Source organism: Nocardia colli, from assembly GCF_008704205.1.
Classification (GTDB): domain Bacteria; phylum Actinomycetota; class Actinomycetes; order Mycobacteriales; family Mycobacteriaceae; genus Nocardia; species Nocardia colli.
Window position 1 is genome coordinate 81333 of sequence record NZ_VXLC01000033.1, and the last position, 18971, is coordinate 100303.

Annotated in this window: 17 protein-coding genes; 11 read left to right on the forward strand and 6 right to left on the reverse strand. The window is 67.4% G+C overall.

Annotated elements, in window-relative coordinates; genetic code table 11:
- Positions 1 to 91: 91 nt before the first annotated feature.
- Positions 92 to 3139: an excinuclease ABC subunit UvrA gene (gene uvrA / locus F3087_RS41215; protein ID WP_150407610.1), complete on the forward strand. Its 3048-nt coding sequence runs from the start codon at positions 92 to 94 to the stop codon at positions 3137 to 3139.
- 54 nt (positions 3140 to 3193) lie between these two features.
- On the opposite strand, the gene F3087_RS41220 is transcribed toward uvrA, so the two are convergent.
- Positions 3194 to 3586 carry a hypothetical protein gene (locus F3087_RS41220; protein WP_150407611.1) on the reverse strand — a complete coding sequence of 131 codons (393 nt, stop codon included), beginning with the start codon at positions 3584 to 3586 and terminating at the stop codon, positions 3194 to 3196.
- Between the two features lie 10 nt (positions 3587 to 3596).
- Positions 3597 to 3869, reverse strand: coding sequence for a hypothetical protein (locus F3087_RS41225; RefSeq protein WP_150407612.1), 273 nt, complete (start codon positions 3867 to 3869; stop codon positions 3597 to 3599).
- Between the two features lie 434 nt (positions 3870 to 4303).
- Here F3087_RS41225 and F3087_RS41230 point away from each other — a divergent pair, with 434 nt between their 5' ends.
- The 3 genes from F3087_RS41230 (at position 4304) to F3087_RS41240 (ending at position 6564) form a co-directional block, all read left to right on the forward strand.
- A complete protein-coding gene (locus F3087_RS41230) occupies positions 4304 to 5062 on the forward strand; it encodes a hypothetical protein (protein ID WP_150407613.1) in 759 nt (252 codons plus the stop codon).
- A gap of 165 nt (positions 5063 to 5227) precedes the next feature.
- Positions 5228 to 5659 (forward strand): helix-turn-helix domain-containing protein, encoded by a 432-nt coding sequence (locus F3087_RS41235; RefSeq protein WP_150407614.1) that lies wholly within the window; start codon positions 5228 to 5230, stop codon positions 5657 to 5659.
- Positions 5656 to 6564 (forward strand): alpha/beta fold hydrolase, encoded by a 909-nt coding sequence (locus F3087_RS41240; protein WP_223885744.1) that lies wholly within the window; start codon positions 5656 to 5658, stop codon positions 6562 to 6564. The genes F3087_RS41235 and F3087_RS41240 overlap by 4 nt, the downstream gene beginning before the upstream one ends.
- A gap of 601 nt (positions 6565 to 7165) precedes the next feature.
- Here the strand turns inward: F3087_RS41240 and F3087_RS41245 are convergent.
- The 3 genes from F3087_RS41245 to F3087_RS41255 all read right to left on the reverse strand — a co-directional run bounded on the left by F3087_RS41245 (position 7166) and on the right by F3087_RS41255 (position 9855).
- Positions 7166 to 8725, reverse strand: a complete 1560-nt coding sequence (locus F3087_RS41245; protein ID WP_150407615.1) for an FAD-dependent monooxygenase — start codon at positions 8723 to 8725, stop codon at positions 7166 to 7168.
- 56 nt (positions 8726 to 8781) lie between these two features.
- On the reverse strand, positions 8782 to 9396 hold the full coding sequence (locus F3087_RS41250) for a TetR/AcrR family transcriptional regulator (RefSeq protein WP_150407616.1): 615 nt from the start codon (positions 9394 to 9396) through the stop codon (positions 8782 to 8784).
- 117 nt (positions 9397 to 9513) lie between these two features.
- Entirely contained in the window at positions 9514 to 9855 is a 342-nt protein-coding gene (locus F3087_RS41255; protein ID WP_150407617.1) for a DUF1844 domain-containing protein, read from the reverse strand.
- 367 nt (positions 9856 to 10222) lie between these two features.
- On the opposite strand from F3087_RS41255, the gene infC reads away from it, so the two are divergent.
- The 4 genes from infC to F3087_RS41275 all read left to right on the forward strand — a co-directional run bounded on the left by infC (position 10223) and on the right by F3087_RS41275 (position 12539).
- On the forward strand, positions 10223 to 10936 hold the full coding sequence (gene infC / locus F3087_RS41260) for a translation initiation factor IF-3 (protein ID WP_191094400.1): 714 nt from the start codon (positions 10223 to 10225) through the stop codon (positions 10934 to 10936).
- 58 nt (positions 10937 to 10994) lie between these two features.
- The gene (rpmI, locus tag F3087_RS41265; RefSeq protein WP_040689021.1) at positions 10995 to 11189 is read left to right on the forward strand and encodes a 50S ribosomal protein L35; all 195 of its coding nucleotides are present in this window, start codon (positions 10995 to 10997) and stop codon (positions 11187 to 11189) included.
- 133 nt (positions 11190 to 11322) lie between these two features.
- On the forward strand, positions 11323 to 11703 hold the full coding sequence (rplT, locus tag F3087_RS41270; protein ID WP_107655317.1) for a 50S ribosomal protein L20: 381 nt from the start codon (positions 11323 to 11325) through the stop codon (positions 11701 to 11703).
- An 8-nt stretch (positions 11704 to 11711) separates the two neighbouring features.
- Positions 11712 to 12539, forward strand: a complete 828-nt coding sequence (locus F3087_RS41275) for a TrmH family RNA methyltransferase (protein ID WP_150407619.1) — start codon at positions 11712 to 11714, stop codon at positions 12537 to 12539.
- An 83-nt stretch (positions 12540 to 12622) separates the two neighbouring features.
- On the opposite strand, the gene F3087_RS41280 is transcribed toward F3087_RS41275, so the two are convergent.
- On the reverse strand, positions 12623 to 13201 hold the full coding sequence (locus F3087_RS41280; RefSeq protein ID WP_150407620.1) for a TetR/AcrR family transcriptional regulator: 579 nt from the start codon (positions 13199 to 13201) through the stop codon (positions 12623 to 12625).
- Positions 13202 to 13306: 105 nt separating this feature from the next.
- Here F3087_RS41280 and F3087_RS41285 point away from each other — a divergent pair, with 105 nt between their 5' ends.
- From F3087_RS41285 to pheT, 3 genes are all read left to right on the forward strand, one after another.
- Complete coding sequence (locus F3087_RS41285) at positions 13307 to 14734, forward strand: MFS transporter (RefSeq protein ID WP_150407621.1); 1428 nt, start codon at positions 13307 to 13309, stop codon at positions 14732 to 14734.
- A 333-nt stretch (positions 14735 to 15067) separates the two neighbouring features.
- Complete coding sequence (pheS, locus tag F3087_RS41290; protein ID WP_150407622.1) at positions 15068 to 16129, forward strand: phenylalanine--tRNA ligase subunit alpha; 1062 nt, start codon at positions 15068 to 15070, stop codon at positions 16127 to 16129.
- 33 nt (positions 16130 to 16162) lie between these two features.
- A complete protein-coding gene (gene pheT / locus F3087_RS41295) occupies positions 16163 to 18667 on the forward strand; it encodes a phenylalanine--tRNA ligase subunit beta (protein WP_150407623.1) in 2505 nt (834 codons plus the stop codon).
- The last annotated feature ends 304 nt before the right edge of the window (positions 18668 to 18971 follow it).

The following is an 18971-nucleotide window of genomic DNA, read 5'->3' on the forward strand; positions in this document are numbered from 1 at the left end:
ACTTGTCGGTGGGCGCGTTTAGCATGACGGCCGGATACGTCTGGAAGCCGTTTATCGGTTCACTTGAACACGATGAGAAGGGAATCACCTGGTGGCGGAACGCCTGACTGTGCGCGGTGCTCGGGAACACAACCTGAAGGGGGTCGATCTTGACCTGCCTCGCGACAGTCTCATCGTGTTCACCGGACTCTCCGGCTCGGGCAAGTCGAGCCTGGCGTTCGACACGATCTTCGCCGAGGGACAGCGGCGCTACGTGGAGTCGCTGTCGGCATACGCGCGGCAATTCCTCGGACAGATGGACAAGCCGGACGTCGACTTCATCGAGGGGCTCTCGCCCGCGGTGTCGATCGACCAGAAGTCGACCAACCGGAACCCGCGGTCGACCGTCGGCACCATCACCGAGGTGTACGACTACCTGCGCCTGCTCTACGCGCGGGCCGGCACCCCGCACTGCCCGGTGTGTGGCGAGCTGATCGAGCGGCAGACGCCGCAGCAGATCGTCGACCAGGTGCTGGCCATGGAGGAGGGCATCAAGTTCCAGGTGCTCGCGCCGGTGGTGCGCACCCGCAAGGGTGAATTCGTCGATCTCTTCGAGCAATTGAACACCCAGGGCTACTCCCGGGTCCGGGTCGACGGCGTGGTGTATCCGCTGACCGACCCGCCGAAGCTGAAGAAGCAGGAGAAGCACGACGTCGAGGTGGTGGTCGACCGCCTGGCCGTCAAATCGAATTCCAAACAGCGCCTCACCGATTCGATCGAGACCGCGCTGCGGCTGGCCGACGGCATCGTGGTGCTCGACTTCGTCGACCGCGACGAGCACGCGCACGACCGCGAGCGCCGCTTCTCCGAGCGCCTGGCCTGCCCGAACGGGCATCCGCTTGACATCGAAGACCTGGAACCCCGGTCGTTCTCGTTCAACTCGCCCTACGGCGCCTGCCCGGACTGCTCGGGTCTCGGTATCCGTAAAGAGGTCGACCCGGACCTGGTGGTGCCCGATCCGGCACTCAGCCTGAACGACGGCGCCATCGCGCCGTGGTCGCGCGGGCAGACCGCGGAGTACTTCACCCGGCTGCTGTCCGGGCTCGCGTCGTCCATCGGCTTCTCTATGGACACGCCGTGGGAGCGGTTGCCGCTCAAGGCGCGCAAGGCCGTGCTCGAGGGCAGTTCCGATCAGGTGCACGTCTCCTACACCAACCGGTACGGGCGGAAGCGTTCGTACTACGCCGATTTCGAGGGCGTGATGCCGTTCCTGCAGCGGCGCATGGAGAGCACCGAGTCCGAGCAGATGAAGGAGCACTACGACGGGTACATGCGCGACGTGCCGTGCCCGGTCTGCAACGGCGCCCGGCTGCGCCCGGAGATCCTCGCGGTCACCATCGACGCGGGCGGCGACAACAAGTCGATCGCCGAGGTCAGCGATCTGTCCATCGGGGAGTGCTCCAAGTTCCTGAACTCGCTCACGCTGGGGGAGCGCGAGGCCGCGATCGCCGGGCAGGTGCTCAAGGAGGTGCAGGCGCGGCTCGGGTTCCTGCTCGACGTCGGGCTGGAATACCTGTCCCTGTCCCGGGCCGCGGCGACGCTGTCCGGCGGTGAGGCGCAGCGCATCCGGCTCGCCACGCAGATCGGTTCCGGTCTGGTCGGCGTGCTCTACGTGCTCGACGAACCGTCCATCGGCCTGCACCAGCGGGACAACCGGCGGCTCATCGAAACCCTCACCCGGCTGCGCAATCTCGGCAACACGTTGATCGTGGTCGAGCACGACGAGGACACCATCCGCGCCTCGGACTGGGTGGTCGACATCGGCCCGCTGGCCGGCGAGCACGGTGGTCGCGTGGTGCACAGCGGCACCTACGCCGACCTGCTCACCGAACCCGAATCCCTCACCGGCGCTTACCTTTCCGGCCGGGAGCGGATCGAGCTGCCGCTGGTTCGCCGTCCGATCAACAAGAAGCGCCTGCTCACCGTGGTCGGCGCGACCGAGCACAACCTGCGCGACATCGAGGTGGACTTCCCGCTCGGTGTGCTCACCGCGGTCACCGGCGTCTCCGGTTCCGGCAAGTCGACACTGGTCAACGACATCTTGGCGACCGTGCTGGCGAACAAGCTGAACGGCGCCCGGCAGGTGCCCGGCCGGCACACCAGGATCAAGGGACTCGACGATCTGGACAAGCTGGTCCAGGTGGATCAGTCGCCGATCGGCCGCACCCCGCGCTCCAACCCCGCCACCTACACCGGCGTGTTCGACAAGATCCGCACCCTGTTCGCGTCGACCACCGAGGCGAAGGTGCGCGGTTATCAGCCGGGTCGATTCTCGTTCAACGTCAAGGGCGGTCGCTGCGAGGCGTGCTCCGGCGACGGCACGCTGAAGATCGAGATGAACTTCTTGCCGGACGTGTACGTCCCGTGCGAGGTGTGCCACGGTGCGCGGTACAACCGGGAAACCCTCGAGGTGCACTACAAGGGCAAGACCATCGCCGAGGTCCTCGACATGTCCATCGAGGAGGGCGCGGAGTTCTTCGAGCCGATCAGCTCGATCCACCGCTACCTCAAGACGTTGGTAGAGGTCGGCCTCGGTTACGTCCGTCTCGGTCAGAGTGCTCCGACCTTGTCCGGCGGCGAAGCCCAGCGCGTCAAATTGTCCGCGGAACTCCAGAAGCGTTCGACGGGTCGCACCGTCTACATTCTCGACGAGCCGACCACCGGTCTGCACTTCGAAGACATCCGCAAGCTGCTCAAGGTGATCAACGGTCTGGTCGACAAGGGCAACACGGTGATCGTCATCGAACACAACCTGGACGTCATCAAGACCGCCGACTGGGTCATCGATATGGGCCCCGAGGGCGGCTCCGGCGGCGGCACGGTGATCGCCGAAGGCACTCCGGAAGATATTGCCGCCGTAGCGGAAAGCTACACAGGGCAGTTCCTGCGCGAGGCGCTGGAACAGGCGGACGCACCGAAGGCTTCGAAGGCGCCCGCGAAGAAAGCAGCCGCCAAGGCAACGGCGGCCAAGGCTCCAGCCAAGAAGGCACCAGCAAAGAAGGCCGCCGCCAAGACCCCGGCCGACAAGCCGACCGAAGCGCAAGCAGCAGCGAAGACCGCCGCAAAGCGCCTGTCCCGCAAGGCAGCCGCCTTGCGCTGATCGCCCGGCGACACGCAAACGCGCCTCGGGTACCTACCCGGGGCGCGTTTGCGTTCACTCAGCCCTATCGATCACCGCCCGAAACTCTTCGGCATCCGGACCGGACACGCTGTAGGTGATGCTGACCGGTTGCGCCGAATTGAACTTCTCGTGCACCGGCCCGGGAACGATCGAGCGCACCAACTCGACAAGTTCCGGATAGGCCAAGGCCTCCTGCGGTGCCGTCGGATCGAAATCATTGATCTGACCTCGCCGCAACGGCTCCCCACCGACCCGCGGCCAGTGCACCTCCAACACCGACGGTCGTCCGTCGAGCAGCGCACTCTGCACGTCTTCGGGACTGAGCACATTCCGGCCGTTGGCAGCGGCCACCGCTGCGGCGCGTCGCAACAGATGGACGATCGCCGGGCTGGCGCCGTGGATGGTGGCACTGACTTCATTCGTCATGGTCACCACGCTATCGTCCATATTTGCTGTCGCCACCGGTATCGAACACCTCCATCGGCGAGCCATCGGGCATGGCGTAGAACACCGTTCCGACGCACCACAGCCGAGTCGTCCGGCCGGGTGCCGGGCAGCTCACCTTGTCGTTGTTGGTCACCGGCTGCTCCGCACATCGGATGACCACCCCGCCTGCTTCCTCGCATTGTTGAATGGTGACCGCTTCGGCCGGACCGATCGCGACCATGAGCGCGGAGATGGAGCGCGAATTGCGTTGCTGTGATGCCACTTTGCCACGCAGGGTTGCTGCCTGATTTGTACGATCCGGTCGCCTCGTCCGAGACTCGCCGTTGCGCGGGCCGCCCGCGACGCCGACTGCGTCTGGATAGACACGCGAGCACCTCGTCATGGCTTGGTTATTTGACTGTGTTAAAGGTGCACATATTCTTTGTGCTGTGTGTACACCTGGCGCTAGGTATTCGAACAATCAATCAAGTGCGCGATGGGCTTTGGGGTGAATTGAGGTTCGGTATCTCGGTAATTGCTTTCGCAGGAACGTGATTGGGGAAGGGTGGGCCTGGGGTTTTGTCTTTCCCCAGTCGGGGGCGCTCTTGGTGGCAATGACGTGTGATTCTATTTGCAAGTATGAACTTTAAACGTAGAGCTGGGGCTCGTCGTCTTGTTACCGTCGTAATCGCAATAGTGGCAGCGGGTTTCGTTGCGGTGCCTGGTTCGTTGGCGGAGCCGCCTACTGCTCCGGCGCCGCCGGGGATGTTGGCGCCGCACACGGAACCGATTCCGCTGCAACCGGATCAGCAGTCGCGGATCTATTTCAAGATTCCGGCGGCGAACGAAATGGTGCGGATGCAGACGCATTTCGTTGTTCCGGCGAAGCCGGCGCGGGTGGGGACGATGTTCCTGTGGCCCGGTCTGGAGCCGCGTGAGGGTGGCCGAAATTACTATCCGCTCGGGCTCGGTGTCCTGCAACCCGTGCTCACCTGGGGTGATGCTTGCGCTCCGGTTCAGCAGCCGCCGACCTATTCGACCTGGTGGATTTCCGGACAGTACGTCAACGTGTACTCCAAGGATCCGCGCTACGCCGACTGTCACTCCGGTCGCGCGATGTCGGTGAAGGTGGGTGAGGCCCTCGACATGGACATCGCGCTCGATCAGGCCACCGGCGTCTGGACCCAAACCATCACCGGCCAATCCGGAACGGTCCGCTACTCGATCAACCTGCGTGCCCAAGCCCAGAACATGGCCCTCTTCGCCATCGAACCCTGGGACAACGCCAGAATCCCCAACCGCCTCGTCTTCACCGACACCACCATCACCTTCCGCGACGCCGCCCAACAAGCCTGCCTGACCCCCGAACTCACCTACACCGGCACCGGCGGCACCCTCACCCCACCCACCACCACCGACGGCCGCCGCTGCCACATCGACACCGTCACCGTGAACCCACCCCGCACCGCCGACTGACGTCGCGGCAGCCGCACACCTTCTGACATCCGCACGCGTGTCAGTGCGGCGAGTCGGTGTGCTGGAAATCAGGAGGTGTGCGGCGCGACGGTAGTCGGGCTCTGTCTCGTCTTATCCGCAAACTTCCCTATTGAGATCTTCAATAGGGGAGTTTAGGGTATTTTGGTGACTGATCGCGTCTACTCGGTGGAGCAGGTGGCTGAGCGCCTGGGGCTGCATGTGCGCACGATCCGCAACTACGTGCGGGACGGGCGACTCCAGGCGGTGCGGATCGGGAAGCAGTATCGGATCGCGGAGGCGGATCTCGAGGCGTTCACCGGGTTGCCGGTGCCCGCGCCGGTGCGGGTGACGGTGGGGCGGCAGCGGCACACCGAGGTGTCGAGCATCGTTCAGGTCGAGGCGATCAGCCGGGAGCTGGCCGACCGGGTGACCACGCTGCTGATGGCCGCGGCGAACACCCGTTCCGGCGAGGGCGATCCGTTGCGGATCGAGACGCTGTACGACGCGGAGCGGGCGCGGCTGAAAGTCATTGTCCTGGGCGGTCTTGCGGACACAGCACGGTTGTTCGACTACATGGAAGGGGTGCTCGCGTCATGAGCGAGCGGAACATTGTCACGGCGGACTCCGAGCGTGGGGGAGGAGGCAGCCTGACCACGATCTACAAGTCGGAGCGCGGCGCGCGAAAGGTCCAGCAGCGCTACGCGGAATTGCTGGCGGAGTGGCCCGTACCCGCTGAGCATCGGCGGGTGCCGACCCGCGAAGGCGAGACTTTCGTCGTGGTCTCCGGCCCGGAGAACGCGCCGCCGCTGGTGCTGCTGCATGGTTCCGGCGGGAACACCGCGAATTGGCGTGGCGATATCGCTTCCTGGGCAACGCATTTCCGCACCTACTCCGTCGACATCATCGGCGAGCCCGGCGCCAGCGCGCCGTCCCGGCCACCCCTTGATTCCGATCGGGTCGCGCTGTGGTTCGACGACGTGCTGGAAGGTCTTGGGCTGAGCAATATTTCGCTCGCGGCGATGTCCCTCGGCGGTTGGGTGGCGCTGGACTACGCCATCCGCAGGCCTGGCCGGATAACTCGGCTCGCCCTGCTGTGCCCCGCCGGTATCGGCGCACAGCTGATGGGCTGGCTGCCAAAAGCGTTGTTCCTCCGCCTCTTCGGTCGCCGCGGCGTGCGCCGCACGGCCGCCATCGTCACCGGCCTGGACATCCCGTTGGCCGAGAAAGTCCTCGACGACGTGGTCCTGACCTTCGCCGAGTTCAAACCGCGCACCGAGCGCCTGCCCATATTCTCCGACGACGCGTTACGCACCCTGACCATGCCGATGCTGGTCATCGTCGGCACCCGCGACGTCATGCTCGACTCCGCAGTCACCGCCGACCGCATCCGCCACTGCGCCCCCCACGCGACAGTCCACGTCCTCCCCGACGTCGGCCACGCAATCCTCGGCCAAACCGACACCATCTCGCAGTTCCTCCTCGAGCACCAGCCCATCCGGTAGCCCGCACAACGCCGCGCACCCACCGTCCAGCCGCGCACAAATTCGTCGGCAAATCCGTGTGCGCCGAGCAAATCCGTGCGCGTCGAGTCAATCGCTGCGCGGACAGGTCGGCGTGCGGGCGAGGCGGCAGCGCACTGCGCCGCGCACGGATTATCTAGCCGCTTGTGAATTCGCGGGCAAAATGTTGCGCGGCAGGCCAATCCGTACGCAGCGGGGAGCGGGTGCGCGGAGGCAGTGCGCCGCGCACGAATTGGTCTGCCGCGCAACGATTTGCCAGCAAATCCATAAGCGGCTAGGCAATTCCTGCGCGGCGGGTCCGGCTGGGGGTGATAGGTGTGCGTCGATTGGTGTGTTCGGGTGACTTGTTCGCCCTCGCGCCGGCGTCGCGGCCGGTGCTACGTATGCGCTCGGCTTATCGGCGCGCTACTAGGTGGGTGGGTGCGGCGTGGGGCTTGGTCTGCTGCGGTGTCCGTTCAGGGGCGAAGCGAACCGACGGGTCAATGCTGCGCGGAGACGATCGGAGTCGGAGTGCTCGACTCCGATTGGAGGCCCGTGCCATGTATCTGACCGGCTTGGGCGGCTGCGCCGCGGCGGGATTGCGCTATCCGTTGGCGGGGATGGGCATTGGTGTGCCGAACCAGTGGGTCAGTGCCGCGCGCAAGCGGTCTGGGGTGGACTGGTCGGCGTCGTCGGCGGCCCAGGCCACGTAGCCGTCCGGTCTGATCAGTAGTGCTGTGGCGGGTGCGTCGGGGCTGGTTGCGGCGACGATGTCTACTCGGTCGCGCCACGGGTTCGTGACATCGGTGAAGCTCGGGGTGTCCGCGAGCGTGAGCAAGACAGGTCGTGCCTTGCGCAGGAGGTCGGCGACTCGTTTTGTGCCATCGGGGGTTTCGAGGGTTAGGTCGGGGACCATTCGGCCTGCGAGTGGGTGGGGGTCTCCGGTCTCGTAGCGAGTGTCGGAACCTGACATCAATCGGGCGATGTATTCGGTGTTCTCCGGCCGCTCCAGTAGTTCGCCGAGCAGGGTGCGCATGGCGGTGACCTCGGGGCCGGGCGCGAAGAGGGCGGTTTGGGCGAGGGAGCTCATCATCACGCGAACTCCGACCGGGTGTCGCTCGGAATGGTAGGTGTCCAGCAAACCTGCTGGTGCCCAACCGTTTATCTCCGCGGCGAGCTTCCAGCCCAGGTTGGCCGCGTCTTGCAGGCCGAGGTTGAGGCCGGGTCCGCCCATTCCGGAATGCACGTGCGCGGCGTCGCCGAGGAGGAACACATTGCCCTTCCGGTACCGCTCGGCCTGCCGGGTGTTCTGATTCGCGATGCGGCGCAACGCATGTGGGCCCGGCCCGCGGGGCGCTTCCAGCGGCAGGTCGACGCCGAGCACCCGACGCACGCTGTCGCGCAGTTCCTCGATGGTCATCGGGGTGCCCTCCGGCACCGGTTCCACGCCGAACTCCATGCTCGCGATGAGCGGCCGACCCGGCTCCAGCTCCGCGAAGACGAACCCGCCGCGTTCTAGTCGGTTGTGCCCGAAGGGAAGTCGGCCGAAGCCGGGAACTTCGATGCCGCCGTCGCTGGTCCGCAACTCGTCCGGCAGCCAGACATGCCCTATCCGCCCGATGTCGCCGGCCGACGTGTGGCCGGGGAAGTCGATGCCGACCTGTTTGCGGACGAAACTCTTACCGCCGTCGGCACCGATCAGATATCGGGCCCCGAAGCGATAGTCGCCGTCGGGCCCGGTCACGTCGATATCGACGCCATCGTCGAGCTGGGTCAGGCCACTGAGCCGGTGCCCCCATCTGATGTCCACGCCCAGCCCGGCTGCCCACTTCTCCAGCAGCCGAACGAGTTTCGGCTGCGGAATACCGAGCAAGGTCATCGGATTGTCGGCCAGCTCGGCGAACGACAGCGGCAACCCGCTGAAGAAGTAGGCGGGCAGCGGCTGCGGCGCACCGGGCGCCCCGCCGAACTCGTGGTAGAGCCCACGCATGTCCAGCAGTCGAATCACCTGCCCGACAAGGCCGTTCGCCTTCGGCTCAGCGCTGGGCGCGGATAGCTCGTCGAGCACGACGGCGTGCACGCCGGCCAGTGCGAGTTCGCCGGCGAGCATCAGACCGTTCGGTCCGGCGCCGGAAATGACTACGTCGACAGAGTTTTCGGGCATGGCGAATACACCTCTTGTTCGATGGTGGGTTTCAGTGCCGTGTGAGCGCTGTCAGGTCAGCGCGGAGGTTCGGGTAGTCCGGCGGCCACGTCGGCGAGGGCCTGACGCAACAGCGTGGTGATGTGGACCGGCGGGTCGGCATTGGCGTAGGCGACCATGGCCGCCTCGGCGATGGTGGCAACGGTGCCGGCGACCAGGCGCGGATAGATGTCGCGTAGCGGGTCGGTGCCGGTGCGTTCGGCGATCAGCTCGAGCCAATCGTCGGAGATCTCCTTGAACAAGGCGTGCCGCAGCTCCGGCACGTTGAACAGCTTCCGGATCTCGGCCAGTTGCGCCGGACTGGGCAGGGTGAACTGGACGCCGTCGGCCTCGAGCGGCTCGAGCATCGCGGCGGTGATCGCGGTCCAGAGCGGTTCGTCCGCCGGACGCTCCCGCAATATCGCGAGGCTGCGCCGGACGCGCACCGACTGCCGATAGACGATCGCGTCGTGCTTACCGGTGAAGTAGTTGTTGAACGTGCGCACCGATACCCCGGCCCGCGTCGCGATGTCCTCGCGGGTGACGTGCTCCAGTCCTCGCTCGAAAGCCAGTTCCAGCGCGGCGGTAGACAACGCCATCCGGGTGTCGAGCTTCTTGCGTTCGCGCAGACCGAGCACTTCGTCTTCCGGCATGACGACAGCCTACCGAAAAAACATGCCCGGTGGGCAAAATTTCCTATCGGGAAAAAAATTAACGGCAGCGCGGCCCGGCGGAGACCGGTCAGCGCTGCCGTGCGGCGATGCGAAGGATCAGTAAACCGGCCCGGTGTACTTCTCGCCCGGCCCCTTACCCGGCTCATCCGGATGCGCCGACGCCTCCCGGAACGCGCGCTGCAACGACTGCAACCCCTCACGAATCGGCCCGGCATGCGGCCCGAGATACTCAATCGACGCGGTGACCAGCCCGGCCAGCGCGGTGATCACCCGGCGCGCCTCGTCCAGATCGCGCCGCGTGCTGGTCTCCGGATCCTCGTCCGCGAGCCCGAGCTTCTCCGCGGCCGAACTCATCAGCATCACCGCGGCCCGGCTGATCACCTCGACCGCGGGGATGTCGGCCAGTTCGCGCACGGAGTTGTCGAGCTCTTCTGTCATGCTCATCAGGCTAGCGACGCGACCTGCGCCCCCGGGAATCGGCCGAGCTCGACGCGCGGGCACCGGGCCGATTCGGCGATAGCCGAACGCAATGTTAGACTTTCCGCTGACGACCGCCCCTGGTTGTGTCTTCTTCCAAGATTTCGAGCCTGGGGCCGATAAGTGGAGCCCGACTCCCACCGTTGCCGACGAGCGATCGTCAGGTCAAACGGTCCGGTCACCCGCCTTCTCGAAGGCGGGTTTCTTGTGCGTGGTTCTCTCGCGAGAACCACGCACGAGGTCGCACGCGAGGTTTTGGCGTGCGCTGACCGGTCGACTCGGGCCCCGCAGCGGAATACCGCTCCGGGGCTTTTGTGTTGAAAAGGGGTTGCAGTTATTGCGCGCGGTCGTCCTGACGACACCGCTTGACCTAGGAGGCCCCATCAGCACTGAGACCCGCATCAACGATCGCATCCGTGTTCCCGAGGTCCGGCTCATCGGACCCAGCGGCGAGCAGGTTGGGATCGTGCGTGTTGAAGATGCACTACGCGTCGCCATGGAGGCAGATCTCGATCTCGTCGAGGTCGCTCCGGATGCACGTCCGCCGGTCTGCAAGATCATGGACTACGGCAAGTTCAAGTACGAGACGGCGCAGAAGGCGCGCGAGTCTCGGAAGAACCAGGTGCAAACCGTGATCAAGGAGCAGAAGCTCCGCCCGAAGATCGACGACCACGACTACGCGACCAAGAGGGGCCATGTCATGCGCTTCCTCGAGGCCGGGTCGAAGGTCAAGGTCACCATCATGTTCCGTGGACGTGAGCAGTCCAGGCCCGAACTGGGCTACCGGCTGTTGCAGCGCCTCGCGGCGGACGTGGCTGACTTGGGGTTCGTCGAAACCTCGGCCAAGCAGGACGGTCGCAACATGACCATGGTCCTCGCGCCCCACAAGGGTGCGAAGACGCGAGTGAAGGCACAGCAGGAGTCCGCAGCTCCGCGGCAGCAGCAGCCCGCTGCGCAGCCGAGCCCCGCGCCCGCTGAGGCCGTCGCCGCAGACACGACGCCCGCCGCGGCTCCGGCCGAGCAGGCCGACCCGCCGCAGTAATACCGATAAGAGCCGGCGGTCCGCAAGGGCCGCCGGGACGAGACAGATAGAGGAATCCATGCCGAAGATGAAGAGCCACAGCGGCGCCTCGAAGCGATTCAAGGTGTCGGGCCGAGGCAAGCTGCTTCGCCAGCAGGCGAACCGTCGCCACCTGCTCGAGCACAAGTCGACCCGCCGGACTCGTCGTCTGGATGGCACGGAGGCCGTCGCGTCCGTCGACGTCCCGCGCGTGAAGAGGCTGCTCGGTCTCTGAGAGACCAGCAGCGATTGCTTGCCGGTCGCTCGAAAGAGCCCGTGAGCAACCCGCGTTCCGGATTCCGGACGCCGACCCACTGACCAACCTCCGGGTGCCGCATGCGCCCCCTAGATCGACAAAGGACTGACCCATGGCACGCGTCAAAAGGGCCGTCAACGCTCAGAAGAAGCGTCGTTCCATCCTCGAGGCCTCCAAGGGCTACCGCGGCCAGCGCTCGCGCCTGTACCGCAAGGCCAAGGAACAGCAGCTGCACTCGCTCACCTACGCCTACCGGGACCGCCGGGCGCGCAAGGGTGACTTCCGCAAGCTCTGGATCGCCCGCATCAACGCCGCGGCGCGCCTGAACGACATCACCTACAACCGCTTCATCCAGGGCCTCAAGGCCGCGGGTGTCGAGGTGGACCGCAAGATCCTCGCCGAGCTCGCCGTGTCCGACGCCGAGGCGTTCGCCGGTCTCGTCGCGATCGCCAAGGCCGCCCTGCCCCAGGACGTCAACGCGCCTGCCGCGTAAGTCACCGGGTGACAAGCGAATATCTTTCGGAACGACCCGCGGAAGCGCTCTCGGAGCGCAATCCGCGGGTCGTTTCCGCTGTCAAGCTGCAACGCTCTGCGCAGCGGCGTAAAGCCGGGCAATTCCTTGCCGAAGGCGCGAATTCCGTTGCGGCCGCACTGGATACGGGACGGGTCCAGGAGCTGTTCTACTCCGCCGGGGCCGCCGCTCGTGAGCACGAGCTGGTGTCGAGCGCCGCGGGCATGGGTGTGCGGACCACCCTGGTCAGCGACCGTGCGGCGCAACAGCTCGGTGAAACCGTCACCGCGCCAGGACTTGTCGCGGTGTGCGCGCTGATCGACGTGCCGTTGGCCGACGTCCTCGCGACGCAGCCGCGGATGCTCGCCGTGCCCGTCGAGATGGCCGAACCCGGCAATGCCGGAACCCTCATCCGGGTCGCCGATTCCGTCGGCGCCGACGGGGTGGTACTGGCCGGTGACTCGGTCGACCCGCACAACGGAAAGTGCGTGCGCGCCAGCGCCGGCAGCCTGTTCCACGTCCCGATCGCCCGGCATCGCGACGTCGGCGAAACGCTGGATTCCCTTGCCGCGGCAGGCATCACGATCCTGGCCACCGCCGCGAACGGCGAGGTCGACCTGGACGACGCCGACGACCTGTTCACTGAACCGGTCGCCTGGCTGTTCGGCAACGAGGCGCACGGACTCGACCCCGCCGTAACCCACCGCGCCGACCACCGCATCCGCATCCCCATCCGCGGCCGCGCCGAAAGCCTCAACCTCGCCACCGCAGCCGCCATCTGCCTGTACGCGAATTCCCGCATCCGCTACGCGAAGTAACCCCCCGCACCACTTCTGATTCCCCGCACCACGACTCGCCGCGCTGACACGCGTGCGTGTGTCAGAAGTGGTGCGGGTGTGGCTTAGTCGCGGAGTTGGGTGCAGTCGTTCAGCATCTCGACTGCCCAGGGGGTTGTTACGGCGTCGGGGCCTGCGACCTGGATTGCGCTCAGGACGGTGAGCAGCATGCCGGTGGCCATGAACTCGCGGGTCTCGTGGATCTCGGCGCCGGTGAGGTCGCGGACCAGCTGGTAGATCTTGCCGAAGCGGGCGCGGACCTCGTCGCCGATCGCAGCGTCCCCGCTGGCCGCGAAGCCGTGCAGGAACAGTTGCAGCATTTCCTTGTCGGCCAGGAAAATGCCGAAGCCGTGGCCGAGGGCGTGTAGCGCCTCCTCCGGCGTCGCGTCGGAGGCCGCCTCCGCGCGGGCCTCCCGGAACACCTCTTCGATCCGATCGCACACCCGATGCAGCGCGCTGACGAACAGGTGCTGCTTGGTGCCGAACAGCCGGATCACGTACGGCTGGGAAACCCCTGCGCGCCTGGCGATTTCGTCGGTGCGAGTGGCCGCGTAGCCGGATTCGGCGAAGGCGGAGACGGCCGCTTGCAACACCTGCTCGCCACGCTCGGAGGCGGTCATCCGGACTCTGGTCGGACTCGACATCGTGCTCCATTCCGTTCGCCCCGCCCCCTGCGGTATTGACATGTTATCAGTCGATGCATACTCTTCGGTCATTAGTTATCAGTCGATTACAACTAAGGGCCGGTCATGACCGAAACTCTCGAACCCGCCGTCTCGCCGGCGACCGTCGAGCCCGCCACACCCATGAGCGGCCGCGCGGTCGCGGCCGTACTCGCGGCCGTCGGCATCCCGATGTTCATGGTCACGCTGGACAACCTCGTGGTGACCAACGCGCTGCCGGTGATCCGCACCGAACTCGGCGCCTCGCTGTCGGACCTGCAGTGGTTCATCAACGCCTACACGCTGTCGTTCGCCTCGCTGCTGCTTACTGTCTCGGCGATCGGTGACCGGCTCGGCCGCCGCCGGATCTTCCTGGCCGGCATCGCGCTGTTCACGGTCGCGTCGGCGGCGTGCGCGCTGGCCACCGAGCCGTGGATGCTGATCGCGGCCAGGGTGGTGCAGGGCTTCGGCGGCGCCGCGGTGATGCCGCTGTCGCTGACCCTGCTGTCGGCGGCCGTGCCGGAGCGGATGCGCAGCGCCGCCATCGGAATCTGGGGCGGCATCGCCGGACTCGGCGTCGCGGTCGGGCCGCTGGTCGGCGGCGCGGTGGTGGACGGGTTGAGCTGGCAGTGGATCTTCTGGCTGAACGTCCCCATCGGCCTGGCCGTCGTCCCGTTCGCGGCCCGGGCGCTGCGCGAGTCGTACGGCGGCACCAGGCGGCTCGACCTGATCGGCCTCGTACTGTCGGCGAGCGGTGTGCTCGCGGTGGTGTGGGGCGTGATCCACGGCGCCGACGACGGCTGGACCTCATTCACGGTGCTCGGCAGCCTGATCGGCGGCGCCGTGCTGCTGGCCGGGTTGATCGCGTGGGAGCTGCGGACACCCGATCCGATGCTGCCGCTGCGCCTGTTCCGCTCCCGGGCCTATCGGATCAGCAACGCGACGAGCTTCACCTTCGCCATGGGCGTCTTCGGGTCGATCTTCTTGCTGGCGCAGTACTTCCAGGTGGTGCAGGGCTACAGCCCGCTGGAATCGGGCATCCGGACCATGCCGTGGACGTTGGTGCCGATGGTGGTCGCCCCGATCTCGGGCCTGCTCGTCGACCGGATCGGCGCGCGCACGCTGCTGGCGTCCGGTCAGCTGCTGCTGGCGGTCGCGCTCGGCTGGATGGCGGCGATCACCACCGTCGACATCGGCTACGGCGCCTTCGTCGGACCGTTCCTGCTCGCCGGCATCGGCATGGGGCTCACCCTGCCGCCGAGCGCCTCGGTCGTCATGGCCAGCGCCGCCGAGGACGATCGGGCCATGGCCTCCGGCACGAACAGCACCCTGCGTGAAGTAGGCGTCGCGCTCGGCATCGCCGTCCTCGCGTCCGTATTCGCCTCGCACGGTTCATATCTCAGCCCGCAGGCCTACGTCGACGGCCTCGTCCCGGCCATCTGGGTCGGCGCAACCATAGTGGCGGTCGGCGCGGTCCTCTCCCTCCTGCTCCCCGCCAAGATCACCCAGGTCTGACCGGGAAGACCCCGATGCCTGCCGCGCCAGGGGAGCGGCAGGCAAAGGTCTGCGGCGTTCGGCGACCGCGTCGTCACGGACCGGCAGACCATCGACCGCGGCCGATCCGCGTAGCCAGGCCGAGGGGAGCCGGCTACGCGGATCGGTCGCAGTTCGTCGTCGGGGAACGGTCGCAATGTCACCGCTGACATGCAGCGCAATCGGCTCGCCATCGCCGACCGGGGAATCCGGGTGAATCGGCGATGACGCATCCAATAGGATTCCACCAGCAGCAATGTGGGTAGGGAATGAGCCGTACCCGCGAACCGATCCCCAGGGGAGAGTCGAACCATCGTGGCCGACGACAACGACGCAGTCGAGCAGAACGCGACGCTGACCGAGGAGGCACTGGCCGCGGCGGCGGCGGCCGCCGAGAAGGCGTTTGCCGCTGCGGCCGACCTGGATGCGCTCGCGGTCGCGAAAACCGAGCACCTCGGCGGCAAGGCGCCGCTCGCGCTGGCGCAGCGCGCGCTGGGCAGCATTCCGAAGGCGGAGAAGGCCGACGCGGGCAAGCGGGTCAATGTCGCGCGCGGCCGGGTGTCGGAGGCGTTCGAGACGCGGCGCGCGGCGCTGCTCGCCGAGCGGGACGCGGCGGTGCTGGTCGCCGAGGCGATCGACGTGACGCTGCCCGCGCGCAGGCACCCGTTCGGCGCCCGGCATCCGATCACCGTCATCTCCGAGCAGGTCGCGGACGTGTTCGTCGCGATGGGCTGGGAGGTCGCCGAGGGTCCTGAGGTGGAGACCGAGCACTTCAACTTCGACGCGCTCAACTTCCTGCCCGACCACCCGGCCCGCACCATGCAGGACACCTTCCACATCGCCCCCGAGGGCTCGCGCCAGGTGCTGCGCACGCACACCTCGCCGGTGCAGGTGCGCTCGATGTTGGAACGCGACCTGCCGATCTACGTCGTGTGCCCCGGCCGCACCTTCCGCACCGACGAGCTCGACGCTACGCACACCCCGGTGTTCTCCCAGGTCGAGGGCCTGGCCGTGGACAAGGGCCTGACCATGGCGCATCTGCGCGGCACGCTGGACGCGTTCGCCCGGGCGCTGTTCGGCCCGGAGACGCGAACCCGCATGCGCCCCAACTACTTTCCGTTCACCGAACCCTCCGCCGAGGTGGACGTCTGGTTCGCGGACAAGAAGGGCGGCGCGGGCTGGGTCGAGTGGGGCGGCTGCGGCATGGTGAACCCGAAGGTGCTGATCGCCAGCGGGATCGATCCCGAGGTGTACAGCGGGTTCGCGTTCGGCATGGGCCTGGAGCGGACCTTGCAGTTCCGCAACGGCATCCCGGACATGCGCGACATCGTCGAGGGCGACGTGCGCTTCACCCTGCCCTTCGGCATCCGGTCCTGACCCCACCCTTCGATCGAGAGAGCGAAACGTCAAGTGCGAGTAGCGCAATCCTGGCTGACCGACATCATCCAGCGCACCAACCCCGACTGGTCGGTGACGCCGGAGGAACTCGACGCGGGGTTCGTCCGTGTGGGTCTGGAGGTCGAAGAGGTCGACAAGCTCGAGCGGATCACCGGTGACATCGACCGGCCGCTGGTCGTCGGCCGGGTCGCCGAGATCACCGAGCTGACCGAGTTCAAGAAGCCGATCCGCTTCTGCAAGGTCGACGTGGGCAACCCCGATCTTCAGGAAATCGTCTGCGGCGCATCCAATTTCGCCGTCGGCGACCTGGTCGTCGTGGTGCTGCCCGGCGGTGTGCTGCCCGGCGGGTTCGCGATCTCCTCGCGCAAGACCTACGGCCACGTCTCCAACGGCATGATCTGCTCGGTCGCCGAACTCGGTATCGGCAAGGATCATGCGGGCATCCTGGTGCTCGAGCCGGGTACCGCCGAGCCGGGCGCGGACGCGAACGAGCTGCTGGGCCTGGACGATACGGTCATCGAGCTCAACATCACCCCGGACCGCGGCTATTGCTTCTCGGTGCGCGGCCTGGCCCGCGAACTCGCCTGCGGTTTCGATCTCGACTACGCCGACCCGGCCGTCCGCACACTGCCGGACGACGAGCCGGACGCCTGGTCGATCACCCTCGAACCCGACTCCAAATGCACCCGCTTCGCCGCGCGCCGGGTCACCGGCATCGACCCGAAGGCGGTGAGCCCCTGGTGGTTACAGCGCAGGCTGCTGCTGTCCGGGGTGCGCCCGATCTCCCCGGCCGTCGACGTCACCAACTATGTGATGCTCGAACTCGGCCAGCCGCTGCACGCGTTCGACGCCGCCAAGCTGTCCGGCGGCCTGGTCGTGCGCACCGCGAACAAGGGCGAGACGCTGCGCACCCTCGACGAGGTCGAGCGCACCCTCGACGCCGAGGACGTGGTGATCGCCGACGATTCCGGCGTGGTCTCGCTGGCCGGCGTGATGGGCGGCGCCACCACCGAGGTCGGCGCCGAAACGACCGACATCCTGCTCGAGGCCGCCACCTGGAACCCGCTGCTGGTCTACCGCACCTCGCGCAGGCACAAGCTGGTGTCCGAGGCGGGCAAGCGCTACGAGCGCGTGGTCGACCCGGAGATCAACGTCGCCGCGCTCGATCGCGCCGCCACGTTGCTCGCCGAAATCGCCGGTGGCGCAGTCGAATCCGCGCTCTCCGATGTCCGCGTCCCGGTGCCGTCCGCGCCGCCGATCCGGATGGACATCGACCTGGCCGACCGGGTCGCCGGGGTCATCTACCCGACCGGCACCTCCGCGCGCCGCCTCGCCCAGATCGGCTGCACCGTCGAGGTCGCCGTGGACGAGACCACCGACCACGGTCAGCTCGAGGTCACCCCGCCGAGCTGGCGCCCCGACCTGGCCCAGCCCGCCGACCTGGTCGAAGAGGTGCTGCGGCTGGAGGGGCTCGAGCAGATCCCGTCCGTGCTGCCCACCGCGCCCGCCGGGCGTGGCCTCACCGCCACCCAGCGTCGCCGCCGCGCGGTCGGCCGGGCGCTGGCCCTGGCCGGCGCCGTCGAGGTGCCCGCGTCGATCTTCATGTCCGGCAGCGTGTTCGACACCTGGGGCCTGGACGCCGACGACCCGCGCCGCACGACCACCCGGGTACTGAACCCGCTCGACGCCGAGCGCGCCGAACTGGCCACCACCCTGCTGCCCGCGCTGCTGGAAGTGGCCTCCCGCAACATCTCTCGCGGCGCGCGCGACCTCACCATCTACGGCATCGCGCAGGTGGTGCTGCCCGGTGACAACGTGCACCCGGTCGAGGCGCTGCCGGTCGATCGTCGTCCCACCGACGACCAGATCACCGATCTGCTCGACTCGCTGCCCGCCCAGCCGGTGCACGTCGCGGCCGTCCTCACCGGTCGTCGCGAACCGCGTGGACCGTGGGGTCAGGGCCGTCCGGCCGAAGCCGCCGACGCGTTCGCCCTCGCAGACGCGGTCGCCGACGCGGCGGGCGTCACCATCGAACGCCGTCCGGCCGCGCACCTGCCGTGGCATCCGGGCCGGTGCGCCGAACTGGTCGTCGACGGAAACGTCGTCGGCTACGCGGGCGAACTGCACCCCGCCGTGCTGGAGCGCTCCGGCCTGCCGCCGCGCACCTGCGCCGTCGAACTCGACCTCGACGCCCTGCCGCTGCTCGAATCCCGCCCCGCCCCAACGATTTCCCCGTTCCCGGCGGTCTTGCAGGACGTCTCGGTCAGCGTCGAGAAGACCACGCCCGCGGCATCCGTGGAATCGGCCCTGCGCTCCGGCGGCGGCGAACTCCTCGAAGACATCGCCCTGTTCGACGTCTACGAGGGCACCCAGGCGGGCGAGGGCCGCAAGTCCCTCACCTACGCCCTGCGCTTCCGCGCCACCGACCGCACCCTCACCGAGGACGAAGCAAGCGCCGCCCGCGACGCCGCTGTCGCCGCGGCCGCTGACGCCGTCGGCGCCGTCCTGCGCGGCTAGCTCGCCGCGCACGAATCGCACTGCCGCGCACGAAATCGCTAGCGATTTCGTGCGCGGCTGGGTAAAGGGTGCGCGGCGGTTGCGCTGATCATTCAGCGTCGGGGTGGTGCGCGGAGGCCGTCGTGCTGCGCACGGAGTGGGCTGCGGCGCACGGGTTTGTCTGTCGCGGGTGGATTTGCTTGCGATTTTGTGCGCGGTGGTGTGGGGCGTGCGCGGGAGCGCAACTTGTGCAGTGGTCGAGGGTGGGTGCGGATGGCGTCAGGCCCGGAAGCTGATGCTTCCGGGCCTGATTCATGCCGTGAGG